The organism is Roseobacter weihaiensis, from assembly GCF_020622345.1.
GTDB lineage: Bacteria > Pseudomonadota > Alphaproteobacteria > Rhodobacterales > Rhodobacteraceae > Roseobacter > Roseobacter weihaiensis.
On sequence record NZ_JACNMO010000011.1, the window covers coordinates 1 to 26,301 of the forward strand.

20 protein-coding genes and 1 pseudogene are annotated in these 26,301 nt (G+C 59.7%); 12 read left to right on the top strand and 9 right to left on the bottom strand.

Annotation, left to right across the window (positions count from 1 at the left end):
* Positions 1-375 precede the first annotated feature (375 nt).
* Entirely contained in the window at positions 376-750 is a 375-nt protein-coding gene (locus H7847_RS13775) for a hypothetical protein (RefSeq protein WP_227270061.1), read from the bottom strand.
* 16 nt (positions 751-766) lie between these two features.
* On the opposite strand from H7847_RS13775, the pseudogene tnpC reads away from it, so the two are divergent.
* The 4 genes and pseudogenes from tnpC to H7847_RS13795 form a co-directional block, all read left to right on the top strand.
* A pseudogene (tnpC, locus tag H7847_RS13780) lies at positions 767-1,918 on the top strand (IS66 family transposase); the annotation flags it as partial.
* Between the two features lie 2 nt (positions 1,919-1,920).
* The gene (locus H7847_RS13785; RefSeq protein ID WP_227270062.1) at positions 1,921-2,454 is read left to right on the top strand and encodes a GNAT family N-acetyltransferase; all 534 of its coding nucleotides are present in this window, start codon (positions 1,921-1,923) and stop codon (positions 2,452-2,454) included.
* A gap of 102 nt (positions 2,455-2,556) precedes the next feature.
* Entirely contained in the window at positions 2,557-4,668 is a 2,112-nt protein-coding gene (locus H7847_RS13790; RefSeq protein WP_227270063.1) for an HTH domain-containing protein, read from the top strand.
* Positions 4,665-6,566 carry a hypothetical protein gene (locus H7847_RS13795; protein ID WP_227270064.1) on the top strand — a complete coding sequence of 634 codons (1,902 nt, stop codon included), beginning with the start codon at positions 4,665-4,667 and terminating at the stop codon, positions 6,564-6,566. Before H7847_RS13790 ends, H7847_RS13795 begins: the two co-directional genes overlap by 4 nt.
* A gap of 228 nt (positions 6,567-6,794) precedes the next feature.
* On the opposite strand, the gene H7847_RS13800 is transcribed toward H7847_RS13795, so the two are convergent.
* The gene (locus H7847_RS13800; protein ID WP_227270065.1) at positions 6,795-9,083 is read right to left on the bottom strand and encodes an adenosylcobalamin-dependent ribonucleoside-diphosphate reductase; all 2,289 of its coding nucleotides are present in this window, start codon (positions 9,081-9,083) and stop codon (positions 6,795-6,797) included.
* 120 nt (positions 9,084-9,203) lie between these two features.
* On the opposite strand from H7847_RS13800, the gene H7847_RS13805 reads away from it, so the two are divergent.
* Complete coding sequence (locus H7847_RS13805; RefSeq protein ID WP_227270066.1) at positions 9,204-9,635, top strand: DUF1489 family protein; 432 nt, start codon at positions 9,204-9,206, stop codon at positions 9,633-9,635.
* Positions 9,636-9,639: 4 nt separating this feature from the next.
* Here H7847_RS13805 and hisG read toward each other — a convergent pair whose 3' ends face one another.
* Genes hisG through hisS form a run of 3 tightly spaced genes read right to left on the bottom strand, consistent with a single transcriptional unit; the run spans position 9,640 to position 13,027 of the window.
* Positions 9,640-10,335 carry an ATP phosphoribosyltransferase gene (gene hisG, locus H7847_RS13810; protein ID WP_227270067.1) on the bottom strand — a complete coding sequence of 232 codons (696 nt, stop codon included), beginning with the start codon at positions 10,333-10,335 and terminating at the stop codon, positions 9,640-9,642.
* Entirely contained in the window at positions 10,332-11,414 is a 1,083-nt protein-coding gene (locus H7847_RS13815) for an ATP phosphoribosyltransferase regulatory subunit (RefSeq protein ID WP_227270068.1), read from the bottom strand. Before H7847_RS13815 ends, hisG begins: the two co-directional genes overlap by 4 nt.
* Complete coding sequence (gene hisS, locus H7847_RS13820) at positions 11,411-13,027, bottom strand: histidine--tRNA ligase (protein WP_227270069.1); 1,617 nt, start codon at positions 13,025-13,027, stop codon at positions 11,411-11,413. Before hisS ends, H7847_RS13815 begins: the two co-directional genes overlap by 4 nt.
* A 133-nt stretch (positions 13,028-13,160) precedes the next feature.
* Between hisS and H7847_RS13825 the strand changes: the two genes are divergently transcribed.
* The gene (locus tag H7847_RS13825) at positions 13,161-13,355 is read left to right on the top strand and encodes a SlyX family protein (RefSeq protein WP_227270070.1); all 195 of its coding nucleotides are present in this window, start codon (positions 13,161-13,163) and stop codon (positions 13,353-13,355) included.
* On the opposite strand, the gene dnaE is transcribed toward H7847_RS13825, so the two are convergent.
* A complete protein-coding gene (dnaE, locus tag H7847_RS13830; RefSeq protein WP_227270071.1) occupies positions 13,356-16,892 on the bottom strand; it encodes a DNA polymerase III subunit alpha in 3,537 nt (1,178 codons plus the stop codon).
* Between the two features lie 402 nt (positions 16,893-17,294).
* Between dnaE and H7847_RS13835 the strand changes: the two genes are divergently transcribed.
* The 5 genes from H7847_RS13835 (at position 17,295) to H7847_RS13855 (ending at position 22,566) form a co-directional block, all read left to right on the top strand.
* A complete protein-coding gene (locus tag H7847_RS13835) occupies positions 17,295-18,809 on the top strand; it encodes an ABC transporter ATP-binding protein (protein ID WP_227270072.1) in 1,515 nt (504 codons plus the stop codon).
* A gap of 30 nt (positions 18,810-18,839) precedes the next feature.
* Positions 18,840-19,922, top strand: a complete 1,083-nt coding sequence (locus H7847_RS13840; RefSeq protein WP_227270073.1) for an ABC transporter permease — start codon at positions 18,840-18,842, stop codon at positions 19,920-19,922.
* Complete coding sequence (locus H7847_RS13845) at positions 19,922-20,842, top strand: ABC transporter permease (RefSeq protein ID WP_227270074.1); 921 nt, start codon at positions 19,922-19,924, stop codon at positions 20,840-20,842. The genes H7847_RS13840 and H7847_RS13845 overlap by 1 nt, the downstream gene beginning before the upstream one ends.
* A 52-nt stretch (positions 20,843-20,894) precedes the next feature.
* The gene (locus H7847_RS13850) at positions 20,895-21,971 is read left to right on the top strand and encodes a BMP family ABC transporter substrate-binding protein (protein ID WP_227270075.1); all 1,077 of its coding nucleotides are present in this window, start codon (positions 20,895-20,897) and stop codon (positions 21,969-21,971) included.
* Positions 21,972-22,155: 184 nt separating this feature from the next.
* Positions 22,156-22,566 (top strand): universal stress protein, encoded by a 411-nt coding sequence (locus H7847_RS13855; protein WP_227270076.1) that lies wholly within the window; start codon positions 22,156-22,158, stop codon positions 22,564-22,566.
* 14 nt (positions 22,567-22,580) lie between these two features.
* On the opposite strand, the gene H7847_RS13860 is transcribed toward H7847_RS13855, so the two are convergent.
* From H7847_RS13860 to H7847_RS13870, 3 genes are all read right to left on the bottom strand, one after another.
* Positions 22,581-23,951: a glutamate--cysteine ligase gene (locus H7847_RS13860; protein ID WP_227270077.1), complete on the bottom strand. Its 1,371-nt coding sequence runs from the start codon at positions 23,949-23,951 to the stop codon at positions 22,581-22,583.
* 66 nt (positions 23,952-24,017) lie between these two features.
* Positions 24,018-24,545, bottom strand: coding sequence for a hypothetical protein (locus H7847_RS13865; RefSeq protein ID WP_227270215.1), 528 nt, complete (start codon positions 24,543-24,545; stop codon positions 24,018-24,020).
* Positions 24,536-25,255 (bottom strand): 16S rRNA (uracil(1498)-N(3))-methyltransferase, encoded by a 720-nt coding sequence (locus tag H7847_RS13870; protein WP_227270078.1) that lies wholly within the window; start codon positions 25,253-25,255, stop codon positions 24,536-24,538. The genes H7847_RS13865 and H7847_RS13870 overlap by 10 nt, the downstream gene beginning before the upstream one ends.
* 24 nt (positions 25,256-25,279) lie before the next feature.
* Between H7847_RS13870 and ubiA the strand changes: the two genes are divergently transcribed.
* Positions 25,280-26,242, top strand: coding sequence for a 4-hydroxybenzoate octaprenyltransferase (gene ubiA / locus H7847_RS13875; RefSeq protein ID WP_227270079.1), 963 nt, complete (start codon positions 25,280-25,282; stop codon positions 26,240-26,242).
* Positions 26,243-26,301: the final 59 nt, after the last annotated feature.

The following is a 26,301-nucleotide window of genomic DNA, read 5'->3' on the forward strand; positions in this document are numbered from 1 at the left end:
CCGCATTTGAAAAGATCACTGAAACGGAGGCCTTCGCGTCCTGACCGCCTTTCATTGGTCGTGACGATTTGGGGACCCGGACCCTTGAAGCGCGGGGACCGCAGGAGACGCCGCAAGACGGGGCGGATCAAGTGCGGTGATGGGGATGGCGGCGGACCCGCCGGGGCCCATCGCGTCGGGCCACATGCCCGGCCAATTCTGTTCCAACCCGTCTGTGCGTACTCTTCATATTGGGAGTACGCGCAGACAACCCCTGGCAGAAACCATGTGTCGTAACGAACCGTGAACGTCGCTGAACGGGTGTTATGTTAACCGCCCTAGAGTTGAGTGCTGTAATCACCAGCATTCATGCTGCCTGAACGGCATGACTCGGCTTCAGAGCTCATCAATGCTCACATCTGCGGGCTGCTCATTGGCGCGTGCTCGAGCGGTCTCAAGAAGGTCAAGGTCGTCCAAACGATCCAGCATCGCCTCATAGGTGTCCGCTGGCACGAGATACGCCATCACCCGGTTATGGTTTAAGACTGCGACGGCGCTACCCTCCGCGTCGTCTAAGGCATGATCAGCCTCAGGATCCGGAAACCGGCGAAACTTGTGAAAAAGGTCGGCATTGTAAGCCTGTTCCCGCGTGAAGCTGCGATCAGTGACAAGCATGAGCTTGTCGGCATAGTCCGCCGGCATTTGCTCCGCCAATTTGCGTAGCTCACTGCGGTACTCTGCCTTGGCGCGTTTCTCGGGGCGATAAGCCACCGCCACCCTCTTTCCTGACCTTATCCCCGGTCGCTTTGTTGTTCATCGGATCATCCGCCCAAGGATGGTCTGCACCTGCTGTGAGGCTTTTGCCCAGGCTCCACTGCCATCCCGCCCGATTGAACGCGGCCGCCCCAGGCCAGGGCTTTTGGCCCATGTGCTGGTTGGCAAATACTGTGATCACCTGCCGCTGGATCGGCAGTCCAAAATTTTTGCGCGGGAGAAGGTCGATCTACACCGCTCGACCTTGACCGATTGGGTGGGGCGCAGCACGGCCTTGCTGGAACCACTGGCCGATCATATTGGCAAACTGGTCAGGGCAGGCCCCGCACTTTTTGCCGATGACACGCCGATCAAATTACAAAGCAAGCTGAAGCCCAAGAAGACCCAGACCGCACGGCTCTGGAGCTATGTGCGGGATGAACGCCCGCGGAATGGCACAGCCCCGCCTTGCGCGTGGTATCAGTTCAGCACAGACCGCAAGGGTGAACACCCGGTCAATCACCTTTCCGGCTATACCGGCACCGTGCACGCGGACGGCTTTGCGGGCTTCAATGGCCTCTTCGGTGACGACAAAGCAGGCGAACAAGCCTGCATGGTGCATGTGCGTCGCAAATTCGTTGAAGAGGCAGAACGAACTGACGCGGCCATCGCCAAACACGCCATTAAGCTGATCGCAGAACTCTATGTTGTTGAGAAGGAAGTTAGGGGCAAGGCACCGGAGGAACGTGTCGCCCTGCGCCAGGAGAAGGCCAAGCCGATCTTTGATGAACTTGAGGTTTGGCTACAAGCCCAGCTCTCCAAAATCTCGGGCAAAACCAAACTGGCCGAGGCGATCCGCTATGCCCTGAACCGCATGCCCAAAGCCCGCGCCTATCTCAGCGACGGGCGGCTGGAACTCGACAACAACATCTGTGAGCGCAGCATTCGCCCAATTGCCCTGGGTCGCAAAAATTACCTGTTCATGGGGTCCGTCGGCGGCGGCAAGGCCGCTGCCATCGCCTACACCCTCATCGAAACCGCCAAGATGAACGACGTCAATCCCGAGACTTGGCTAACCTGGGTGCTCGAACGCCTTCCGGATCACAAGATCAACCGTATCGATGAACTCATGCCGTGGGAGTGGGAGAGAACGAGGCACCTCGGCAATCTCCCGGAAGTTTTGTAACAATGACCATCAACATCAGACCTGCCAAGGCTGAGGACGCGGATGCTATTGCGACAGTCCACATCACTTCATGGCGTGAGACCTACCGAGGGCTATTACCCGACGAGCTTTTGGATAGCTTGCGGCAAGATGATCGAGCCGAACTATGGAGTAAGATCATCGCCTCGAACGGCCATTATCCATCGAATGCACAGTTCGTGGCTGACTCTGCGGGCGAGATTGTGGGATTTGGGTCATGTGGTTTAGGACATTCTAAAGAATGTGTCGCCGCAGGATACAAGGGCGAGATCAGCACTTTGTACGTCCTTAAGCCCTTTCAAAACTGCGGCCTCGGTTCAGCAATCTTCCATCGCATTGCAAAACACCTTGTTGGAACCGGGGTAGATGCCGCGAGCCTGTGGGTTTTGGGCACGAATATACATGCCCGAAAGTTCTACGAACAGCATGGTGGTGTCGCGTTCAAAGAACGCACTGACAACCACCGTGGTTGTTCCACAACCGAAATCGCTTACGGTTGGTCGCATCTTCCTAGATAGCCTTGCCGCGATGCAGTGACATCAGGTCCCCAGCAGGAACAGGTTCACAACGCGGCTAGACCGGACGCATACTCTAAAGAGCATGACCCTGAGCTGTCTAGAATGTTGACGAATGCATATGTTGCGAAGGGAGACTGGGAAAAGCTGCCACAACAGATCGAAAACACTTGGGACAATCGCGTCCAGCTTTCTGCCCGAGAGCTTCTGCAAGCCGCTCAACTGGCACAAGTAACAGGACATAGTCGTGAAAAGGAGCTTGTAAGGGCCGCCGTTGCCAAATCCGAGACGGATGGCTTTGCGTTTGCAGGTGCCTACTTTTTGGCGTCCAAGGGCGGTTGGGAGGAAAGTGATGAAGTCGCGTCATGGCTGCACAAGGCAATTTCGTTGTCCGACGACAATGGTCCGATGTATCGAGCTGACTTACGAGAAATCGTAGACAAACAGCTGGGCTGGAATGAGCACGCCACTCGTACTGTAGACACTTTTCGCGCCTCTCAATGCCCGATTTTTATGGCTGCAGAAGCGCTCAATCGGCACCTAGTCGACTTCACCCTCAGTCGATCGGAAGCAAATCAAAGCGAGGACAAGCGATCTAATATCATAGCTATTCCTAGCTTTAGCGGAAAGAGGCAACCACTCTCTGTCGGCGAAACTGACGTCGGTCTTGACGCCACATCGCTGATGACACTGCAGAGCCTACATATGCTTGACGCGGTCTTTGAGCATTTTGAACAAGTTAAACTTCCTCATTCAACTATGAGCTGGCTATTGGAGGAGATTTCAGAAGTAAGATATCATCAACCGAGCAGGATTGAACGGGCCGAGTCCCTGTGCCAACTTATCTTGGATGGCAAGGTCACGGTTCGCTCCGCACACCCATTTCGCGTAACCAAACTCGAACAAGAGATTGGAAACGAATTGGCAACTTTGGTGGGGAATGCTGACAGTGATCGCTCAAAAGGTGGTCAGGCGTTCGTCGTTCGAGGGTTCCCGATTTCAAAGGTAGGCAGCTTGGGCGATGAAACCGCCAACTTGTCAGGTTGGGATCATCTCTTTGTATCAACTTCTTCTGCAGTTGAATTTCTTTACCAGGAAGGTCGGATCTCAACCAAAACACGCGATACCGCTCTTGAGTATCTCGCCCTACAAGAAGCGTCTTGGCCCGAGGAAATTGCCATCAATAGTGGTAGTAACTGCTATCTAGACGATTTGACCGTCTCCCATTTGCAGCATCTCGATTTGCTCGATCTCTTCTGTGGTTGTGGAGTGAACGTGATAATTGACGAGGCAATTCAATCTGAAGCAATGGCGCTACGAAAACACAAGCAACATTTGTCGAAGGTTGAGACTTCTTTGGTAGAACTTCGTCAGACATTGTCACGCAAGATTTCCGCGGGTCGAGCAACTGTCCTCGCGAATGACAGTGGCGAAGATGAATTCGACGATAATAGACGGTTGTGGTCACATCCTACGATGTCAGTTTTTAGCTCCCTGACTTCACCTGATGCCATCGTAGTAGACGACAGATTCCTGAATAGGCATGCAACGGCGGACAGAAGCAACGGCCGGAGCAAGGTCTACTCGACCTTGGACATCCTCAAAACACTTCAGGCAAGCAAGGGAATTAGCGACGGCGATTACTTTCGAGCTTTAAATGACTTGAGGCAACGCGGGCACCTGTTTGTTCCGCTAGAGATGGAAGAATTGCGCGCTTATGTCAGCGAGGTGAAGGTCAATGAAGGGCAGTTGCGGGTCGGCAGGAACCTACTCCAGATCCAGGCATATTACCTCTTTTCTAGATTTTCTGAGTGTCTCACTGTTCCAGACGACATGCACTGGCTTTTGCGGTCAAACCGGGCTGTGAACGATATCATTAGAGAACAATGGAAAGGTGCCGAGGACCTCCAACTCAGTAGGGCAATCTCTAGCTGGCTGTTCGACCTTGTCGATCTGAGGCTTTGGGCAGGTGATAACGGTTCGGATGCTCAAAATAGCGGCGTCGAAGGTCTTTTGATTGCGAACATAGTAGGCTTATTGGCGACGCCTGAAGGTGCATCCAAAGAAGACCGAGAAGCCTATCTCGCTTGGGTAGAAGAAGACATTGTTCAGCCCTTGAAAAACCGGCATCCACAAGTTTTCCAAAAGGTGGTCAGCTATTCGAAAGAGCTAATGGAGAACATGCTTACAGCGCAAGAGAGAGCTGCTGACGTATGACTGATCGAAAGGTCGCCTTGTCAGCTGCGGTGACTTTGGAGCTATTTCCAGAGTCGATCCGCCAAGCGATCATTGCTGAGCACAGTTTCATGAGCCTGTTTGGGCTGCCGGTCTCAACAACGGTGACATTTCTTCCAGACGGCAACAAATTCGTGGTCGAAGACCTGTATGATTGTGCCCGGTCTGTGTTCGACGGCGCAAAACGCGTCGAGCTTAAGGAAGCCGACACTGATGCTGTTTGGGTTGTGGACAGATATGACCCGGAGCAAGCAACTTTCCTTCTAACAAATGGAAAGTCCGAAATCTCTATTGACGGGTACTGGCCACTACAAGTCGATCCAGATAAGCGCTTAAGAAGTTTCGAAAACCTCGCCTCCAAGTTTCGACTTCCGCGCAATCTTGTCGAGCACTGGTCCGCAAGAGTCAAAGCAAGCAAGTTGAGCTGCCCAGAGCTTGTTTTGCTAGAACAGGATGTTGAAAGATCGTTTGTAGCCGCTACCGCGCGGATCCGCCGAGAGATCGAGACTGGAAGCAGTAAGTTGCAAACGCTGGTACCAAGCGATCCATTGTTTTGGCGATTAGCATATCCAACTACAACTGACGCTCTTGCGCTCGTTGAGTTCATAGAACAAGAGGTAAAGCCTCGCATTGTCGCTGGCACAAAGGCTTATGGAGTGAAGTTTTATCCAGAAGCCTTGAGGCTCTGCATTCATAGCTCTGTTGCCACGGTGATTGGAAACGAGAGCTTGTCGGGTGATGATTTCACGAAACTGGCTGACCATGTGGAACAATCAGGTTCTATGTTTTCGAAGCTGGGGTTCGTCGAGGCACTGCTAGCCCGAGATGATGTGAGCATTTCAATGCAAGAACGGATCGCTGGCATCATCGACTTCTTTCTGAATGAACCGGAAGACGGTCGTTTTGGATTGCTGAGCAATCTGTTTTTCTTTGTAAGCGGACGGTTAAGCCTGTCATCATGCTTCAACGGATCACCCGTCTTTGCTAGGCGCCTAGTCGAATTCTCACACGCCTCGTTTCTGGAAGAAATCCTCATTTCTGAAAGGGTCGATCCTACCACCGCTGCTTTCGATCTGGCGCAACGGGTTGCGCGCCGCGCATTTGTGGTAGGGCATCTCGATGCTCATTCGGAAGCCAGATGGATGCCAGAGTTTGCTACTCCACACCAACTCAAGGCAGAGTTTATCTCTCGGCTGAGCAACGCAATCACAACCAAAAAGACTTCGCTTAAGGGCACTCCTCTGGAGAAATTCGTTGAGGATGGGTCCGATACACGGCTCTCGGATAAGTTGAAGTTTCCCTTCTCATTCCTCCCAGGTCCGCTTGAAGGTGGAGCGGAGCAACCTGCTAGCTTACCCGAAGATTGGAAAAACCTTATTGAGGCAGAGCTGAAGAAAGACCCTCCTGGTGTCGGAGGTTTCAACGGCCTCGTGAATGGTGGCGCCGTGTTCAAACTTCCTGCAGAAATAGTCTCACTATCAGTGGCTGCACTCAGACGTATCGATCTCGCCACCGACAATGACGAAAACTTTTCAGTTGGTGCCTTCGTAGGCGGTCTGGGGCGAGTCGCAGCCGTCTACAGAAATGAGCAGCTTGCAGAGGAGATCTGGCATTTGATTGGGCGAGTAATGCGACGAAAGCCTGAGGCATTGGAGTGCGAGACTCTTTTCTCACTCCCGACAACATTGTCTACGGTCTATGAGGGCGACAGGCGTGACAACAAGCTTATCGAGATGATTGATTTTCTTTCTCTTTGTCGCCTTACAAATGAACAGAGTTCCCATCTAGGAGCATGTCTAGAAGAGTTTCTGGATCTTCGACCCGAACTCTGGCCAAGGCTCGGAAAAGCAAGCGCGTTGCTAAAAGCTCAACATATTTGATCTCCGGAACCGCACCCTCTCATTGATTTCGAATGTCGGGTTTGCTGCAGCGGGTAGTATCCTCTTGCACCCGCAGCGAATGACCGCTTCCCGATTCTGCAAGAAACTGAAGGAGACCAACAAAAGGAACCCCAGATCCGCCAATGGCAATTCTTTGGGTCCTAAATGGCAATTTTTGGGGTCAAAATGGCAAGACTATGGGTGCATCCACATTACATTTCCTTTAAGTCAACTACATTTAGAATACCCACAAGAGCCACAGGTCATACAGCCTTCGATCATGCGCAGATCAAACTGACCACAGCTGCTACAGGCTTGACCACGTTGGTTTTCGAGACCGACCACCTGCGCCTGCGGGTCTGATTTCAACCCCATGCCCTCACCTGCGATAAAGCCGGTCGCGATCATATGCTGCTCGATCACGCCGCCAATCGCGGCAAGAATGGACGGTATGTACTTGCCTTGCATCCAGGCACCGCCCCGCGGATCGAAAACCGCCTTCAACTCCTCCACCACGAAGGACACATCCCCGCCGCGGCGGAACACGGCCGATATCATCCGGGTCAACGCAACGGTCCAGGCAAAATGCTCCATATTCTTGGAATTGATGAAGACCTCAAACGGGCGCCGGTGCCCATTCAGAACAATATCGTTGATCGTGATGTAGAGCGCATGTTCGCTGTCGGGCCACTTCACCTTGTAAGTATTTCCCTCCAACTCGTTAGGCCGGTCCAGTGGCTCTGACATATAGATGACGTCGCCATGGGGTTGCTGGGGTTCAGTCTCCTCCGACGTTATGACTTCCGGGGCGTCTTTCTTGTCTTCTGGAACACTCAGCACGGAGCCTGTCACCGCGTTGGGCCGGTAGGTGGTACAGCCTTTGCAGCCGGTATCCCAGGCCTCCATATAGACATCCTTGAAGGCATCAAAGCTGATGTCTTCGGGGCAGTTGATCGTCTTGGAGATACTCGAATCCACCCATTTCTGTGCCGCGGCCTGCATCTTCACATGCTCAAGCGGGGCCAAAGTCTGGGCGTTCACGAAATACGCGGGCAGTGCGGCATCGCCAAATTTCTCGCGCCAAAGCCGGACGGCATAGTCGACAACTTCTTCTTCGGTGCGGCTGCCATCCTTCTGCAAGACCTTGCGCGTGTAGGCATAGGCAAAGACCGGTTCAATCCCGGAAGACACATTACCGGCATAAAGGCTGATCGTACCGGTCGGCGCGATGGAGGTCAGCAGCGCATTGCGGATACCATGCGTCCTGACGGCCTCGCGCACATCCTCATCCATGGCCTGCATCGTGCCGGACGCCAGATACGCCTCCGCATCAAAGAGAGGAAACGGCCCTTTCTCCTTCGCCAACTGCACCGACGCCAGATATGCGGCGCGGGCGATTGCGCGCAGCCAGCGCTCCGTCTGACGCGCCGCCTCGTCTGAACCATAGCGCAGGCCCACCATCAGCAGCGCGTCGGCCAGTCCGGTGACCCCAAGCCCGATCCGGCGTTTGGCCTTTGCCTCGCGCGCCTGCGCCTCGAGCGGGAACCTGGACGCGTCGACCACATTGTCCATCATGCGCACCGCCGTCGCCACCAATGCGTCCAAGGCGGCCTCGTCCAGGGCTGCGGCTTCCTCAAAAGGGTCTGAAACCAGCCGCGCCAGGTTGATCGACCCCAGAAGGCAGGCCCCGTAAGGGGGCAGGGGCTGCTCCCCACAAGGGTTGGTCGCGGCAATGGTTTCGCAATAGCGCAGGTTATTGGCCGCATTGATCCGGTCGATAAAGATCACGCCGGGCTCGGCGTAGTCATAGGTGGCCTGCATGATCCTATTCCACAGATCGCGCGCCTCGACCGTGCGGTAGACCTGACCATCAAACACCAGATCCCAGGACCCATCCGCTTTGACGGCCTCCATGAAGGGGTCGGTGACAAGCACGGACATATTGAACATGCGCAGCCGCGCCGCGTCGGACTTGGCCGAGATAAAGTCCTCGATATCCGGGTGATCGCAGCGCATCGTCGCCATCATCGCCCCGCGCCTTGAGCCTGCGGACATGATCGTACGGCACATCGCGTCCCAGACGTCCATGAACGACAGCGGCCCGGAGGCATCCGCCGCCACCCCTTTGACATCAGCGCCCTTGGGCCGGATGGTGGAGAAGTCGTACCCGATACCGCCCCCCTGCTGCATGGTCAGTGCGGCTTCTTTCAGCATGTCGAAAATACCGCCCATGCTGTCAGGCACTGTGCCCATGACAAAGCAGTTAAAGAGCGTCACCGCACGCGCTGTCCCTGCCCCGGCCGTGATCCGGCCCGCTGGCAGGTACTTGAAATCCTCCAGGGCTGCGTAAAACCTGTCTTCCCAAAGATCCGGTTCTTCTTCCACCTGAGCCAGATCCCGTGCGATCCGCCGCCATGTGTCCTCGACGGTCACGTCTTTTGGTTTGCCGTCTGCCTCTTTAAACCGGTATTTCATATCCCAGATCTGTTCGGCAATGGGGGCAGCAAAGCGGGTCATAACATGATTCTCATTTGACGATCAGGAGATCGCCAGACTACCACCTATTGAAGCTTTCGGCAATTAAACTACGATATGTGCTATGCAATGGATTCTGGGGTTATCTCCGTGGGGAAGTCTGTGGATAAGTTGGTCAATCTGATAAAGCTGTCTGTCGGAACAGAGACTGTCGACGATCTTGCCGCCTGGCAGGCCACCAAACGTGCCCAGACGCCAGAGGGTCTGCCCCGGCACGTGACCCGCATGTGGCCCCGGCGCGAGGCTGAAATACTGAAGGGCGGCTCGATCTATTGGGTCATCAAGGGCGTCATCCAGTGCCGCCAAAGAATCGAACGCCTCGACGAATACATCGGGCAGGACGGCATCCGACGCTGTGCCATTGTGCTCGACCCGCAGATCATCCGCACGCAATCCAGCCTGAAACGCCCGTTCCAAGGGTGGCGTTATCTGCCTGTGTCTGACGCGCCGCCTGATCTGCCGAAAGGCCGCGCGTCCGAAGACCCGCTACCGGTCGAGTTGAACCGCGCGCTGGCAGAGATCGGCGTGCGCTGAGCGGTCAATCGGCGGCCAGGGCATTCAGCAGTTTCGACGCGGTCGCGCGCTCTGCATCATCGGTCTCCGCCACACGGCTGCGCCACAGCGTTGCCTGCGAGCGTAGAATAGGCCCGTCGCTGAGCACCTTGAGGTGATTGGCGCGCAATGTCTCGCCGCTGGAGCTGATATCCGCAATCGCCTCCGCCGTTTCATTGGCGACCGTGCCCTCCGTCGCCCCTTGGCTGTCCACCAGCGCGTAATCCGCCACGCCCCCATGACGCAGGTATTCGCGCACCAGACGGTGATACTTCGTGGCGATCCGCAAACGCATGTCGTGGGTCTGCCGGAAGCTCGCGGCCACCGCGTCAAGATCTTCCAGCGTGTCCACATCCACCCAGGCTTTCGGGACCGCCAGAACGAGATCGGCAAAGCCAAACCCGAGCGTCCGGACCGGTTCAACCTGCTGCTCCCAGAGCGGCAGTTTCTCCTCGATGAGATCCGTTCCCGTCACCCCAAAGTGGATACGCCCCTGTGCCAGTTCGCGGGGCATCTCGCCGGCAGAGAGCAGCACCAACGCCACCCCCTCGATGCCATCGACCACACCCGCGTATTCACGATCCGACGCGCTGCGCGACAAGCGGATGCCGTGCTGGGCAAACCAGTCAAAGGTCTTTTCCATCAGCCGACCCTTGGAGGGCACACCAAGCTTCAGCGTCATGCCGCACCCTCCAGCTGCAAGATCAGGTCCGGACGCAGAACCCCCCCTACTGCGGGGATCTCTGCCCCCTGCCCCAAACGCCGGGTCAGCGCGTCGTAGCGACCGCCCGTGGCGATCGGTGGCAGATCTGGCCGGTCCGGGCTGTAAAGACCAAAGACGAAACCATCGTAGTATTCCATCGAGGTGCGGCCGTAGCTTGTCTCGAACGGCAGGTGATCCACATCCACGCCGCGGGCGGCCAGGGCCTCCGCGCGCTTGCTGATCCCTTCGACGGCGGCGGCGATACTGGGCAGATCAACCGCCAGATCACGCAGCTGCGCCAGGGCGTAGGGCATGGTTTCCCGCACGCTCAACAAGGCCTCCAGCAACGCCACTTCGGTCCCGCTCAGGGGGTCTGTTTGCGCATCCTCCCGCAGGCGCGCAATGCGGGCGTCAATCTCGGCCTGACGGCGTTTGCCGGTCAACGGGGCATCCGTCTGCGGTGTCTCGCCCGCGATCAGAGCCTCCCGCTCTTTCGAAGGCGGGACGCGACCCGCATAGCGTTCCAAAAGGCCCTTGAAGCGGCGCGGGCGCCAGATATGCCGCAAGAGTGCGGTTTTGCGCGCCTGGGAGGTTTTGAGCCCCCGCACGGCCGCCATCAGAACACCGATGTCTCCGGTTGCCGCTCTGAGGTTCAACGGGGCAACAGCCGCCGTAAGCCGCGAAAAGACCTCAGCATCTGCCGCCGCCGGGGCCGCGCGGTCAAAGACCTCGTATCCGACCTGAATGTATTCGTTTGCCCGGCTGGGGTCATGCTCCTGCCGCCTGAAAACCTCGCCAGCATAGGTATAGCGCGCCGGTTCCGCCCCGTGCGCCATATGCATCTGCACCACCGGCACGGTGAAATCCGGGCGCAGCATCTGCTCGCCCCGCAGCGCGTCGGAAGTCACATAGGCGCGCGCGCGGATGTCTTCGCCATAAAGGTCCAGCAGGATGTCGGCAGGCTGCAAAATCGGCGTCTCAACAGGCAGCGCGCCCGCTGCCTCGAAGCCCGCGCGCAGCTCTGCCGCACGCGCCAGCGCCTTGGCCCGCAGTGTCATTTGCCGATCCCGTGCTGGGCAAGGATCTCGCGCACCTTGGCCACCAGATCGCTGCGCGGCACCTCAAACTGGCTGGGGCGGTCTTTCCATTCCTCCAGCGTCGCGCTTTCGGCAATCTGAGCCCCGAGGATCAGATCCTTGACCTGCACAACGCCCTTGGCCTTTTCATCGCCGCCTTCGATCACGGCGACGGGACTGCCGCGCTTGTCGGCGTATTTGAGCTGGTTGCCGAAGTTCTTGGGGTTGCCCAGATAGACCTCCGCCCGGATGCCCGCCTGACGCAGCTCCGCAACCATGGTCTGATAATCGGCCATGCGGTCGCGATCCATCACGGTGACAACGACAGGACCCTGTTCCATGATCTGCATCCGACCCTTGGCATGCAGCGCCGCCAACAGCCGGTCGACCCCGATGGAGACGCCTGTGGCAGGCACTTCCTGCCCGGTGAAGCGCTTGACGAGATCGTCATAGCGCCCGCCGCCCGCGACCGAGCCAAAGTTGCGCGTGCGGCCTTTCTCGTCCTGAATGTCGAAGGTCAGTTCGGCTTCATAGACCGGGCCGGTGTAGTAGCCGAGACCGCGGACGACGGAGGGATCGATGACAATGCGGTCGGGGCCGTAGCCTTGGGCGGCAAGGAGCTTCGAAACTGTGGACAGCTCTTGCAGACCCTCTACACCAATCTTCGATGGTTGGACGATGCTGAGAAGCTGGGCAAGGATCTCTTCGTTCCAGATTTTCGCGATGTTGGCGTCTCGACTTTGAGGATCCTTGATCAAGAACCCAATACCGCCGGGCACAGTCTGACTGTATTCCGCAGGCCCGTCCTGTAGCTTCTGTTTGATGATATCGTTAGCCAAAACAAAGCGCATGATTGCGGCACTTGCAGCCTCATCCAACCCTGCACCTTCGGCAAAATCTCCGCTCTCGTCTTTGCGGCCCTCACCGAGCAGGGCGCGCACACCTTCTGGACCCAAGCGATCCAGCTTGTCGATGGCGCGCAGCACAATGCCACGCTCACGTTCCTTGTCGTCGCCCGCGAGGCCCGCGACTTCGAGCACGCCGTTCAGCACTTTGCGGTTGTTCACGCGGATCACGTAGTCGCCGCGCGGGATGCCGACCTCTTCGAGGCAATCGGCGAGCATGGCGCAGATTTCAGCATCCGCTGCAACCGAGGGCGCGCCGACGGTATCCGCGTCGCATTGATAGAACTGGCGGAACCGTCCTGGCCCCGGTTTTTCGTTGCGCCAGACCGGACCCATCGCGTAGCGGCGGTAGGGTTTGGGCAGGTCGTTCTGATGCTGCGCGTAAACCCGCGCCAGCGGCGCTGTCAGGTCGTAGCGCAGGGCCAGCCAGTCGCCCGGCTTGTCGCCCTCGGCATCCTCCTGCCAGGCGAACACGCCCTCGTTCGGACGGTCCACATCGGGCAGGAACTTTCCCAGCGCCTCGACGGTTTCCACCCCCGAGCTTTCGAGCGCATCAAACCCGTAGCGATGATAGACCCCGGCAATCGCCTGCAGCATCTCGGCGCGCTGCGTCACCTCGGCACCGAAATAGTCGCGGAACCCCTTGGGCGTCTGGGCCTTGGGGCGGGGGGTTTTCTTGGGCTTGGCCATGGTTGTCCCTCTGGCGTGATCTGTCGCGCGCGGTCTAGCGGATGCACGCGTGACAGACAAGGCGCGGCTGCGGCCTCTTTCGCCCGCAAAACACTCATGCTAGGAGCCACCGAGCAGCCTTGGGGAGCCCGCCATGCAAGAGTTGGAAGAAAAGATCGCCCATCTGACCCGCACGGTCGAGGAGCTCTCCGATGTGGTGGCCCGTCAGGAAACCGAGATCGCGACCCTGACCCGGCGCGTGGTCATGTTGATGCAACGCGAAGGCGAACGCGAGGCACAGGCCTCCGGCGGCATCGTTGTGGGCGATGAAAGACCGCCGCACTACTGATCAGATATCCTCAACCTCCAGAACGCCGCTGAGCGACTTGATCGCCCCCTTGATCTGCGGATTGACTGCGAACTCCTGCCCCAGGTCCACCTCGACCTCGCCGGGCAGGCTGGGGTCCATCAGGCAGAACTGGACCGGGCCGCGCCCGGCCCCCTTGACCGCCTGCCGCGCCCCTTCCAGCACCGTGGCCACAGCCCCGATGGCCTCTGGCGTCTCCACAAAGACCTTCAGCCCCATCCCGCCCACATCCGCCGTCATGGCATCAATGAGGCCGACGGACCGGCCCAGCAGTTTGAGCTGATCGGCCTCCATCGTCGCCTCGACGGTCACCACGACTTTGGAGCCTGTCTCCAAGTGTTCGCGGGCCGCCTCCAGCGTGTCGGAAAAGAGCGTGACTTCATACGCGCCCGTGGGGTCCGACATCTGCGCAAAGGCAAAGCGATTGCCGCGGGCGGATTTGCGTTCCTGTCGCCCCGCCACGATGCCCGCCAGCCGCGCGTTCATGGCCCCGCGTTCGGTCACCTTTTCCGTCAGCTCGTCCAGCGTCAGGAAGGGCACCCCGCGGTCATTGCCCGATTTGCGCTTGAGCGGACCCATATAGTCGTCCAGCGGATGACCGGAGAGGTAGAAGCCCACGGCCTTGAACTCTTCACTCAGCCGTTCGGCGGGCAGCCAGTCGTCCACCGGATGCAGGCGGGGCTCCGGCAGATCCTCGCCCGCCTCGCCAAAAAGCGAGACCTGATTGGAAGCCTTTTGCTCGTGGATGGCCGCGGAATAATTGACCAGCGCATCCAACGCGCCGAACACCCGTCTGCGGTTGGCATCGAGCTGGTCGAAAGCGCCGGATCGGGCCAGCATCTCCAACGGGCGCTTGCCCACGCGTTTCAGATCCACCCGGCGGGCCAGATCAAAAAGCGTCGCAAAAGGCTTGTCTTTTCCATCCATTTTTCGGCCGCTTGTCACCAGCCGCATGGCCTCAACCCCGACGTTTTTCAACGCGCCCAAGGCATAGACCAGCGCCCCATCCACAACCTTGAAGGTTGCATCCGAACGGTTCACGCAGGGCGGCGCCCAGGGCAGCTCCAACCGCTTGCGCACCTCCTCGAAATAGACCGCCAGCTTGTCGGTCAGATGGATATCGCAGTTCATCACCCCGGCCATGAACTCCACCGGGTGGTTCGCCTTGAGCCAGGCGGTCTGATAGCTGACCACCGCATAGGCCGCCGCGTGGGATTTGTTGAACCCGTAGTTGGCGAATTTCTCCAGCAGGTCGAAAACCTCGCGCGCCTTGTCGGCATCAACGCCATTGGCGACAGCGCCCTTTTCGAACTTCGGGCGCTCCTTGGCCATCTCTTCCGCGATCTTCTTGCCCATCGCCCGGCGCAGCAGGTCCGCACCGCCAAGGCTATAGCCCGCCATGACCTGCGCGATCTGCATCACCTGTTCCTGATAGACGATGATGCCCTGCGTTTCCTCCAGTATGTCGTCGATCAGCGGGTGGATGGAGGCGCGCTCCTTGAGCCCGTTTTTCACCTCACAATAGGTCGGGATGTTCTCCATCGGGCCAGGCCGGTAGAGCGCCACGAGCGCCACGATGTCTTCGATACAGGTGGGTTTCATGCGCTTGAGGGCATCCATCATCCCTGAGCTTTCCACCTGAAACACGGCCACTGTCTTGGCTGCCGCATAGAGCTTATACGCGGCCTCATCATCCAGCGGGATGGCGTTGATGTCATTCTCGGTGCCGGGTGCGGGCACATACAACTCCGTCCCATCCGCCGTCATATGCAAGGGACGTCCTGCTGCGTTGATCTGCTCCACCGCGTTCTGGATCACGGTCAATGTCTTCAAACCCAGAAAGTCAAACTTGACCAGCCCCGCCTGCTCGACCCATTTCATGTTGAACTGGGTCGCAGGCATGTCCGAGCGCGGATCCTGATAGAGCGGCACCAGCGCATCCAAGGGCCGGTCGCCGATCACCACCCCCGCCGCATGGGTCGAGGCGTTGCGCAGCAGTCCTTCGACCTGCTGGCCATACTCCAGCAGGCGCGCGACGACCTCTTCGGATCTGGCCTCCTCGCGCAGGCGCGGCTCATCTGCCAGTGCCTTTTCGATGGAAACGGGTTTGACGCCTTCGACCGGGATCATCTTGGAGAGACGGTCCACCTGACCGTAAGGCATCTGCAGCACGCGGCCGATATCGCGCACCGCAGCCTTTGACAAAAGCGCACCAAAGGTGATGATTTGTCCCACCTTGTCCCGCCCGTACTTTTCCTGAACGTACCGGATGACTTCTTCGCGCCGATCCATACAGAAATCGATATCGAAGTCGGGCATCGACACCCGTTCGGGGTTCAGAAACCGCTCGAACAGAAGGTTGTAGCGCAAGGGATCAAGGTCGGTGATGGTCAGCGCATAGGCCACAAGGCTACCCGCCCCGGACCCCCGCCCCGGCCCCACCGGGATGCCTTCGTCCTTGGCCCATTTGATGAAGTCCGCCACGATCAGAAAGTAGCCGGGAAAGCCCATGCCCTCGATGATGCCCAGTTCAAAATCCAGCCGTTTGGTATAGTCCTCAACGCTGGCCGCATGGGGGATGACCGCCAGACGCGCCTTGAGCCCCTCATGCGACTGGCGGCGCAATTCCTGCACCTCGTCATCGGCAAACTTCGGCAGGATCGGGTCGCGCCGGTAGGCCTGAAACGCGCAGCGCCTGGCGATCTCGACCGTATTGTCGATGGCCTCAGGCAGATCCGCAAACAGGGTCACCATCTCGGCCTGGCTCTTGAAATAGTGCTGGTTTGTCAGACGCCGGCGCGCATCCTGTTGATCCACATAGGCCCCTTCGGCGATGCAGATCAGCGCATCATGCGCTTCATACATCTTCGACGTTGGGAAATAGACATCGTTTGTCGCCACCAGCGGCAACTCCATGGCATAGGCCATCTCGACAAAGCCACGCTCGGTCAGGCGTTCGTTTTCAGGCTGGCCATCTTCGCCCGGATGACGTTGAAGCTCGACATAGAGCCTGTCCTGAAACGCAGCCTTCAGCCGATCCATCAAGGTTTGTGCGGCGGGCAACTGGCCTGCCTGCAACAGCCTGCCCACGGGTCCGTCCGGACCGCCGGTCAGACAGATAACGCCCCCCGCATGCGTCTCCAGCTCCTCCAGCGTGATCTGGGGCAGCGCCCCGCCCTTGTCGATGTAAAGGCACGAATTCAGCTTCATGAGGTTTTCGTAGCCGGCCTCTGATTGTGCCAGCAATACAACCGGGGCCGGATCGCGCGGGCGCTCTCCCGGTTGCCGTGTGATATAGGCCAAATCCACCTGACACCCCAGAATCGGCTGAACCCCGGCGCCCGACATGGCAATCGAAAACTCAAGGGCTGCAAACATGTTGTTGGTGTCGGTCAGCGCCAAGGCCGGCATTTGGGCATCGCGACACAGACTGGGCAGTTTCTTGAGGCGCAAGGCTCCTTCCAGCAGGGAATACTCGGAATGGCTGCGCAGGTGAATGAATCGAGGAGATGTGCTCATGCGCCGACCCTAGGCGAGCACAGACGCCCCCGCCAGAGCACGCACGTCATCCACGCGCATTTTTTTGGCGCCTCCCCCCGGTGACCCGCAGGCAGGCGCATTTTTCCTTGCCACGGTGGGGCACGCCGCATAGCGTGAAGCCCGTTATTGACCGCCTGTCGTTCTGCGCCGCATCGAACGCATGGCCTCGAAAGGTCTGGGGTACCGCGGCGGAATAGACTGCATGAAGACCACGTTTTGCCGCAACGCCCATTCCGGTGTGCAAGAAAGCGGCGCGCTGCCCGCTGACGGCGGCGACCCGAGGCCGTATCGGACAGGGTGCCCCGATCAACTACCCATCTTGCGGGCGCCCCGCGCCGGACGCAGCCTTTTGGAGGTGACAGCCGGACCGGTCGTTACCCCATGACGCATCTGTTATCCCTGACGGGTTTGACCAAGGCCTACCCTGGCGTCGTTGCGAACGATAATGTGTCGCTTCATATCGAGCCGGGTGAGGTGCATGCGCTACTGGGGGAAAACGGGGCGGGCAAGTCAACGCTGGTCAAGATGATCTACGGGCTCGTCAGACCGGACAGCGGCGAGATGCGGCTCCATGACGCCCCCTTTGCCCCGCCGGAACCGCGCGCCGCACGTGCCGCCGGTGTCGGGATGGTCTTTCAGCATTTCTCGCTTTTTGATGCGCTCAGCGTTGCGGAAAACATCGCGCTTGGGATGGAAGACGCCCCCAAGATGCGCGAATTGTCAGAGCAGATCCGCCAGGTCTCAGACACCTACGGCCTGCCGCTGTCGCCCGACCGGATCGTGGGCGACCTTTCTGCCGGTGAGCGCCAGCGGGTCGAGATCATCCGCTGCCTGTTACAGGCCCCCAAACTGCTTGTCATGGACGAACCGACCTCTGTCCTGACACCGCAGGAAGTGGAGATTCTGTTCAAGACCCTGCGCAAGCTCAGCGGCGAGGGCACCTCGATCCTCTATATCTCGCACAAGCTTGAAGAGATCAGAACGCTCTGTGACGCAGCCACGATCCTGCGCTTGGGCAAAGTAGTGGGGCACTGCATACCGCGTGAAACCACCGCCCGCGATATGGCCGAGATGATGGTGGGCAAAGTGCTGACATCACCAAAAAGATCCGGTGTGACCCCCGGCAATCCCATTCTCGAGCTTAGCGGCGTGTCGCTGCCCTCTCCCTCGGCGTTCGGCATGCCGCTGCGGGACATCTCGCTGACCCTGTGCGAAGGTGAAATCCTCGGCATCGGCGGGGTGGCCGGGAATGGTCAGGACGAATTGCTCGCCGCCCTGTCGGGCGAACGCCCCGCCCGCGCGGGGATGATCACCTTCAAGGGTCAGGACATCGGTCCCGCGGGGCCCAACCGGCGGCGCGGCATGGGGCTTTTGGCAGCGCCGGAGGAGCGTCTCGGCCATGCGGCAGCACCCGACATGTCGCTGACGGAAAATGCCATGCTCACCGGGGCAGTGCGCGAAGACCTCGAACAGGGCGGGTTTCTGAAATGGCCTGCCGCGCGCGCCTTTGCTGACCGCATCATTGCCAGTTTCGACGTGCGCACGCCGGGCCCGGCCAATGCGGCGCGGTCTCTTTCGGGGGGTAATCTGCAGAAATTCGTGATCGGGCGCGAGGTCTTGCAGCGCCCTGATGTGCTTGTGGTCAACCAGCCGACCTGGGGGGTCGACGCCTCCGCCGCAGCGGCCATCCGACAATCCCTGCTCGACCTTGCGACCAAGGGGGCCGCCGTCATCGTCATCAGCCAGGACCTTGATGAGTTGATGGAAATCTCAGACCGCTTCGCCGCCCTGAACGAAGGGCGCCTGTCTGAGCCGCGCATCACGAAAGGCCTGACGGTGGAGCAGATCGGCCTGATGATGGGCGGGGCGCATGGCATGGAGGTCGCCCATGTCTAAGCCTGCGCCGCAACACCGGAGAGCGCCTCCATGATCCGGCTTGAAAAACGCCCCCAGCCCAGCACGGTATTCGCCTACGCAACGCCTGTGCTCGCCGTGTTGGCGACCTTCTTCTTTGGCGGGGTGCTGTTCGCGCTCTTGGGCAAGGACCCGGTCCAGTCCATCGTGACGATCTTCTGGGAGCCGCTTTTCGGCGAGTTCGCTTTCTTTTACCGCCCGCAACTGTTGGTGAAAGGAGCGCCGCTGGTGCTCATCGCCATCGGTCTCAGCCTGGGGTTCAAGGCCGGGATCTGGAACATCGGCGCAGAGGGCCAATACATCATGGGCGCGCTTTTCGGCGCGGGCGTGGGCCTTGCCTTCTACCCCGCAGAAAGCGCTCTGATCTTCCCCGCGATGATCCTGGCAGGGGCGTTTGGAGGATGGGTCTGGGCCATTATCCCGGCCCTGCTCAAGGTCAGGTTCGGGACCAACGAAATCCTCGTTTCCCTGATGCTGGTCTATGTGGCCGAACAGTTTCTGGCCTCCATGTCCCTGGGCTTGCTGAAAAACCCCGAAGGCTTCGGGTTCCCCGGCAGTCGCAATCTGCAACAATACGCCTCAGCGCATAACGCCGAAATTTTTGCCGGGTCTGGCATGCACTGGGGGGTGGTCGCGGCGATGATTGCGGTGATCTTTGCCTATGTGCTGCTGGCGCGCCACAAGCTGGGCTTTGCCATCCGCGTCACCGGCGAGGCCCCGCGGGCGGCCCGCTTCTCGGGCGTCAATCCAAGCCGGTTGATCCTGTTCTGTCTTGGCATGTCGGGCCTGCTTGCAGGGCTTGCCGGCCTGTTCGAGGTCTCGGGCCCGGCGGGGCAGGTCAGCATCGATTTTAACGTGGGCTACGGGTTCACCGCGATCATCGTGGCCTTTCTGGGCCGACTGCATCCCATCGGCATCGTGCTGGCGGGTCTGCTGATGGCGCTGACCTATATCGGTGGCGATATCGCGCAAAGTCAGCTGGGGCTGCCCGCTGCCGCCATTCAGGTCTTTCAGGGCATGCTGCTGTTTTTCCTGCTGGCGCTGGACCTTTTGACGAACTACCGGCTGCGTTTTGGCCAAGCAGAGGTGGCATAATGGATTTATCGGTGATCAACCCCATCCTGCTCATCGCCGCCTTGATGAGTGCCGCCACCCCGATCCTGCTGGCCGCCACGGGCGAGCTGGTGGTGGAACGCGCGGGCGTGCTGAACCTCGGCGTGGAGGGGATGATGATTGTGGGGGCGATCTGTGGTTTTGCCATCGCGGTGGAATCAGGATCACCGCTTTTCGGTTTTTTCGCCGCGGCGGTGGGCGGCGCGCTCCTGAGCCTGCTCTTTGCGTTCCTGACGCAGGTGACGCTGGCCAATCAGGTGGCCTCCGGGCTTGCCCTGACCCTCTTTGGGCTTGGCCTCTCGGCGCTGATCGGCCAGAGCTACGTCGGGATCAAACCGCCACGGCTGCCCGATCTGAATTTCGGACTTCTGGGCGATGTCCCGATCATCGGACCGGTCCTCTTTTCCCACAACCTGATCCTGTACTTTGGCCTTGCCCTTGTTGCTGCTGTCTGGGCGATGCTGAAATACACCCGTGTCGGCCTCGTCCTGCGGGCGGTGGGTGAAAATCACGATGCCGCGCACGCGCTTGGCTACAAGGTTGTGCGCATCCGCACGCTGGCGATCATGTTCGGCGGCGCCTGCGCGGGGATGGGCGGGGCCTACATCAGCCTCATTCGGGTGCCGCAATGGACCGAAGGGATGACAGCCGGTGTGGGCTGGATTGCGCTCGCGCTGGTGGTGTTTGCCAGCTGGAAGCCCTGGCGGGTTTTGCTGGGTGCCTATCTTTTTGGCGGCATCACGCAGTTGCAGCTGAATTTGCAAGGGGCCGGCGTTGCCATTCCCGTCGAATATCTGGCAATGTCGCCCTATGTGATCACCATCGTTGTGCTCGTTATCCTGTCTGCGGATAAGAGCGCGGCCCCCGGCTCACTGGGTCGGACATTCCACGCCTCAAACTAGAGGCCAATCAGCGCCCCGGCACAGGGGCGGTTCAACAGGGGGAAGACCTGACATGAGAATAACAACCCTTCTTGCCAGTGCGGCAATTGCACTTGGCTTGGTAACGGCTGCGGTGGCCGAAGACACCACCAAGGTCGGATTTGTCTACGTGGGGCCCGTCGGTGACGGCGGCTGGACCTTCACGCACGATCAGGCGCGCCAGGCCGTCGAGGCCGAATTCGGCGATGCGGTCGAGACCGTTTTTGTCGAAAGTGTTGCCGAAGGCCCGGACGCCGAGCGCGTGCTGACCCAAATGGCGCTCGACGGCGCGGATCTGATCTTTACGACCTCTTTCGGCTATATGGATGCCACCAACAACGTCGCGGCCAAGTTTCCGGACGTGAAATTCGAACATGCCACAGGCTACAAGCGCCTGCACCCCAATGTGTCGACCTATTCCGCCCGGTTCTATGAAGGACGTGCCGTTCAGGGGCACATCGCGGGCAACATGACCGAGAGCAATATCATCGGCTACATCGCCTCTTATCCGATCCCCGAAGTCATCCGGGGCATCAATTCCGCCTACCTGCATGCCAGCAAGGTGAACCCGGATGTCGAATTCAAGATCATCTGGGTCTACACTTGGTTTGATCCGGCAAAAGAGGCGGATGCCGCCAAGACCCTGATCGATCAGGGCGCGGATGTGATCCTGCAGCACACCGATTCCACGGCGCCTCACGCGGCGGCACAGGAAGCGGGCAATGTGGTCACCTTCGGACAGGCCTCTGACATGTCCGCCTATGCGCCCTTCCCGCGGGTGAGTGCGATCCTTGACGAATGGGGCGACTACTACATCGCCCGCACCAGAGCGGTCATGGACGGCACGTGGGAGAGCGTGGACACCTGGCATGGCATCGGCGATGGCATGGTCGGTATCGGCGAGATCACGGACGCTGTCCCCGCAAATGTCGCGGAAGAGGCCATGGCGATGAAAGCCGCGCTGGCCGATGGCAGCTACCATGCGTTCACAGGACCAATCAACAAGCAGGACGGGTCCGCATGGCTGGCAGAGGGCGAAGTGGCTGACGACGGGACACTTGCCGGCATGAACTTCTATGTGGAAGGCATCACTGGAGAAATCCCACAATAAACTCTCCCACAGTGCAAAAAACACATGGCCCCGGTGATCCTCGCCGGGGCCTTTCTTTTGCTCCGCAGGGTGGGCGTCCGGGCCCCTTTTAAGGCCTGCCAAAAACCGGCGACGCGACTGATCCTGATCAAAGCAGGCCTCCGGTCGGGGAACTACGATACCGCCAACACCAAGGAGACTGAAAATGTATACCAATATCCTCGTTCCCGTCGTCTTTGAGCATGGCAATCACGGAGAGAACTCGCTGAAAGTTGCCAAGGAGCTGCTTGACGACGGTGGCAAGATCACGCTGCTGCATGTAATGGAGGAGATACCGTCCTACGCCACGACCTACCTGCCCGAGGGGCTGGCAAAACGCCAGCATACCGAGGCCGTGGAAGCGCTGCGTGACATGACGGGGACGATTGGTGTCTCGACCGAGATCGCGGTTGTGCAGGGGCATGCCTATTCCAGCATTCTTGAATATGCCAAGAAACACGAAAACGACTGCATCGTTATTGCATCGCACAAGCCCGGTTTCGAAGACTACTTTCTGGGCTCGACAGCCGCACGTGTCGTCAGACACGCCAAATGTGGCGTGCATATTCTGCGGTAGAAGAGCTTGGGCGATCAGTAGGAGTACTCGGCGTAAATCCGGCTCAAGTCGCCGTTCCAGCTGCCATGATAGCGGTCCAAAAGCTCGTCGGCCGGGGTCTTGCCGGTCTCGACGCTTTCGTGCAGCGCATTCAGGAAATGCGTCTCGTCCGGGACCATGCCGCCCGCGCCGGGTCTTGCCCGCGCTTGCAGGCCCGTCTGGCTGATCGCAACGGCTTCGCGGGCCAGATCGTGCATCCTGACGTCGCCAACCTGTGCTTGCAAACCGTCAACGGAAGCGGCAACCCGCAGGGCTTCGCGGGCGTCGGCATCAAGGGATTTGACCAGATCCCAGGCCGCATCCAGCGCGGTCTGATCGTACATCAGTCCAACCCAGAACGCAGGCAGCGCGCAGAGCCTGCGCCAGGGGCCGCCATCGGCCCCGCGCATCTCGATGTATTTCTTCATGCGGGCTTCCGGGAAGGCCGTGGTGAGGTGATCCGCCCAGTCTGACAGCGTGGGGATTTCTCCCGGCAGTGCGGGCAATTCCCCTTTGAGAAAGTCACGAAACGACATCCCCAGCGCATTGATGTAGGATCCGTCGCGATAGACGAAATACATCGGCACATCGAGCGCATATTCCACCCAGCGCTCAAACCCCATACCCTCCTCGAACACGAAGGGCAGCATGCCCGTGCGCGCGGCATCCAAGTCGCGCCAGACCCGGCTGCGCCAGGATTTATGGCCGTTCACCTTGCCTTCAAAGAACGGCGAATTGGCAAAAAGCGCCGTGGCAACAGGTTGCAGCGCCAGCGCCACGCGCATCTTTTGCACCATGTCCGCTTCGGACCCGAAATCGAGATTGACCTGCACCGTGCAGGTGCGCCGCATCATGACCCGGCCCATCGTGCCCACCTTGGCCATGTAGTCGTTCATCAGCTTGTAGCGGCCCTTTGGCATCAGATCCATCTGCTCGTGCGTCCAGACCGGGGCCGCCCCCAACCCGATGAAGCCCACACCGATTTCATCCGCCACATCCTTGACCTCGCGCAGGTGTACATTCACCTCATCGCAGGTCTCGTGGATGGTCTCCAGCGGCGCACCCGAGAGTTCCAGCGCGCCCCCCGGCTCAAGGCTCACATTGGCCCCGTCCTTTTCCAAGCCGATGATCTTGCCGTCTTCCAGCACCGGGGCCCAGGCAAAGCGGTCTCGCAGCCCCTCCAATACGGCACGGATCGACCGGTCCCCCTCGTAGGGCAGTGGCAAAAGCGTGTCCTTGCAATAGCCGAATTTCTCGTGCTCGGTCCCGATGCGCCAGTCCGCTTTAGGCTTGCAGCCGCTCTCAAGGTAGCCCACCAGCTGGTCGTAAGAGGTGATCGGGCCACCGCCGGATTGTGGAATAGACATGGGGGAGGCTCCGTTTGTGGTGTATTCTTTGCGGTCCACGAGGGATGGGCCGTAATGCGCCCGGTGTCAATGTAGAGTGGCCTGTGCAGAAATAACAAGGTCGCGCTGCCAAACCACAACGGGCAGGTTTTCCAAGCTGTTAAGCGCAGAGAGGACTTGAGCCATCCGCAGCCCCTCCAGCGTGGCAAAAGCATCAAAAAGCGCCTCTGCCCCTTCTGCATTGACCGGAATCAGCAGTTCAGGATGGCCACGCTGGCGCAGCCGCCAATGGGTCGGGTGCAGCGTCGGGTCAAGGACAACCCGGTCCAGATCGCGCAAGTCTACTGCGCCACCGGTCAGCGGACCAAAATAAGTGATCTGACCCTCATCGACCTGCACCGCCCCCGGACCCTGACCCGCGCTGCGAAAGCGCGCCCGTTGCGCGCCGACCCAGATCAACGCCGCCCCCGCGACCATCAGCGCGACACCGGGCAGGATCAGCAGGTTGCCCGGCCCGACAAGCCACCAGAGCCCAAGCAGAAACGCAAAAGCCCCGGCAAGAACCTCGCGCCAGCGCAGCAACTGCGCCTTGGCCTCGGGCCGGATCACCGCCAATCCCCCAGCGTGCTCTGCCACAAGGTCAGGGCCGCAACCGCAGCCGTATCCGCACGCAGGATGCGCGGTCCCAGAGAGACCGCCTGTGCGCATTCCATGGCGTGCAGACGCCCGCGCTCCCGATCCGAGAACCCGCCCTCCGGCCCGATCAGAATGCCCCAGGGACCGCCCCCCGTCGGCCGCGTCGGGGTCGAGCCCGCCAGACCTTCATCACAGAACATGATCTGCCGCGCGTCGTCCCACCCCGCCAGCAGGCGGTCGAGCCGCGCCAGCTCGGACACTTGCGGCACATAGGTGCCGCCACATTGCTCTGCCGCCTCGACCGCGTGGGCTTGCAACCGGTCGCGCTGAATGCGGCCTGCGTTGGTGAACTCCGTCTGGACCGGCATGATCCGCGCGGCCCCCATCTCGGCCGCTTTTTCGACAATGAAATCCGTGCGCGCCTTTTTGATCGGTGCAAACATCAACCACAGATCGGGCGGCATATGCAAAGGCCGCGTCTGGTGTTTCACCTCCAAAAGCCCACCGCGCTTGCCTGTCTGCGTGACCTCGGCCAGCCATTCGCCACTTTGCCCGTCAAACGCCAACACCAGCGCTCCCGCACCCAGCCGCATGACGCCAAAAAGATAGTGTGCCTGCTCCCGCGACAGAGGAACCGATTGCCCCTCCCCCAAGGGGTGCTCTACATAAAGGCGGATTTTGGCTGTCATCACACGGTCCATGCGGAGATACATATGCAAGAGCCAGCCCCAACGCCAGACGGTCAGGTCGCCGATGCGGTGAAAGACAACTGGGTGGATGTCTACGCCCCCGCCTGGACGCGCCCCTATCTGCGACTGAGCCGGGCGGACCGGCCCATTGGCACCTGGCTGCTTCTGCTGCCCTGCTGGTGGGGTCTGGCGCTGTCGATGCTGCATGACCAACGCGCTGGCCTGCACGATCTATGGATCGCGGTGGGGTGCGCCATCGGGGCCTGGCTGATGCGGGGGGCGGGCTGTACCTGGAACGACATCACGGACCGCGGTTTTGACGGTCAGGTGGAACGCACCCGGTCGCGCCCGATCCCTGCGGGTCAGGTCACGGTTCGGGGGGCCGTGATCTGGATGTGTGCCCAGTCGCTGCTGGCGTTTGGCATTCTGCTCACCTTCAACTGGGCGGCGATCGGGTTGGGTGTTCTGGCGCTGCTGCCGGTGGCGATCTACCCGTTCGCCAAACGCTTTACCTGGTGGCCACAGGTGTTTCTGGGGCTGGCCTTCAACTGGGGCGCGCTGCTGGCCTGGACCGCCCATAGCGGCAGGTTAGAGGCCCCCGCCGTGGTGCTTTACATGGCCGGTATCGCCTGGACGCTGTTCTACGACACGATCTACGCCCATCAAGACACCGAAGATGACGCGCTCATCGGCATCAAATCCACGGCACGGCTCTTTGGCGACAAGACGGCGGCCTGGTTGCGGCGGTTTCTGATGGCCACGGTGGGCCTGATGGGGCTGGCGGTGATCTATGCCGTGAAACCCGAGGCCAGCGTCCTGGCACTTGTCGTTGCCTTGGGCGGTCCCTGGGCCATGGGGTGGCACATGGCCTGGCAATTGCGCGGGTTCGATACGGAGGATAATGCAAAGCTCTTGCAGCTCTTTCGCGCCAACCGCGATACTGGCGTGATCCCGCTTGTGTTTTTTGGGGCGGCATTGCTGCTGTGATTGAAACCCGCCGCTGAGCGGCGTATCACGGAACCAGTAGACAACAGTTTCAGAGTGCC

Excerpts from the sequence above, each read along its gene's own strand:
- H7847_RS13785 (WP_227270062.1), top strand. The coding sequence starts at position 1,921 with ATGACCATCAACATCAGACCTGCCAAGGCTGAGGACGCGGATGCTATT.
- H7847_RS13790 (WP_227270063.1), top strand. The coding sequence starts at position 2,557 with ATGTTGACGAATGCATATGTTGCGAAGGGAGACTGGGAAAAGCTGCCA.
- H7847_RS13795 (WP_227270064.1), top strand. The coding sequence starts at position 4,665 with ATGACTGATCGAAAGGTCGCCTTGTCAGCTGCGGTGACTTTGGAGCTA.
- H7847_RS13800 (WP_227270065.1), bottom strand. The coding sequence starts at position 9,083 with ATGACCCGCTTTGCTGCCCCCATTGCCGAACAGATCTGGGATATGAAA.
- hisG (WP_227270067.1), bottom strand. The coding sequence starts at position 10,335 with ATGACGCTGAAGCTTGGTGTGCCCTCCAAGGGTCGGCTGATGGAAAAG.
- H7847_RS13815 (WP_227270068.1), bottom strand. The coding sequence starts at position 11,414 with ATGACACTGCGGGCCAAGGCGCTGGCGCGTGCGGCAGAGCTGCGCGCG.
- hisS (WP_227270069.1), bottom strand. The coding sequence starts at position 13,027 with ATGGCCAAGCCCAAGAAAACCCCCCGCCCCAAGGCCCAGACGCCCAAG.
- H7847_RS13825 (WP_227270070.1), top strand. The coding sequence starts at position 13,161 with ATGCAAGAGTTGGAAGAAAAGATCGCCCATCTGACCCGCACGGTCGAG.
- dnaE (WP_227270071.1), bottom strand. The coding sequence starts at position 16,892 with ATGAGCACATCTCCTCGATTCATTCACCTGCGCAGCCATTCCGAGTAT.
- H7847_RS13835 (WP_227270072.1), top strand. The coding sequence starts at position 17,295 with ATGACGCATCTGTTATCCCTGACGGGTTTGACCAAGGCCTACCCTGGC.
- H7847_RS13840 (WP_227270073.1), top strand. The coding sequence starts at position 18,840 with ATGATCCGGCTTGAAAAACGCCCCCAGCCCAGCACGGTATTCGCCTAC.
- H7847_RS13845 (WP_227270074.1), top strand. The coding sequence starts at position 19,922 with ATGGATTTATCGGTGATCAACCCCATCCTGCTCATCGCCGCCTTGATG.
- H7847_RS13850 (WP_227270075.1), top strand. The coding sequence starts at position 20,895 with ATGAGAATAACAACCCTTCTTGCCAGTGCGGCAATTGCACTTGGCTTG.
- H7847_RS13855 (WP_227270076.1), top strand. The coding sequence starts at position 22,156 with ATGTATACCAATATCCTCGTTCCCGTCGTCTTTGAGCATGGCAATCAC.
- H7847_RS13860 (WP_227270077.1), bottom strand. The coding sequence starts at position 23,951 with ATGTCTATTCCACAATCCGGCGGTGGCCCGATCACCTCTTACGACCAG.
- H7847_RS13870 (WP_227270078.1), bottom strand. The coding sequence starts at position 25,255 with ATGACAGCCAAAATCCGCCTTTATGTAGAGCACCCCTTGGGGGAGGGG.
- ubiA (WP_227270079.1), top strand. The coding sequence starts at position 25,280 with ATGCAAGAGCCAGCCCCAACGCCAGACGGTCAGGTCGCCGATGCGGTG.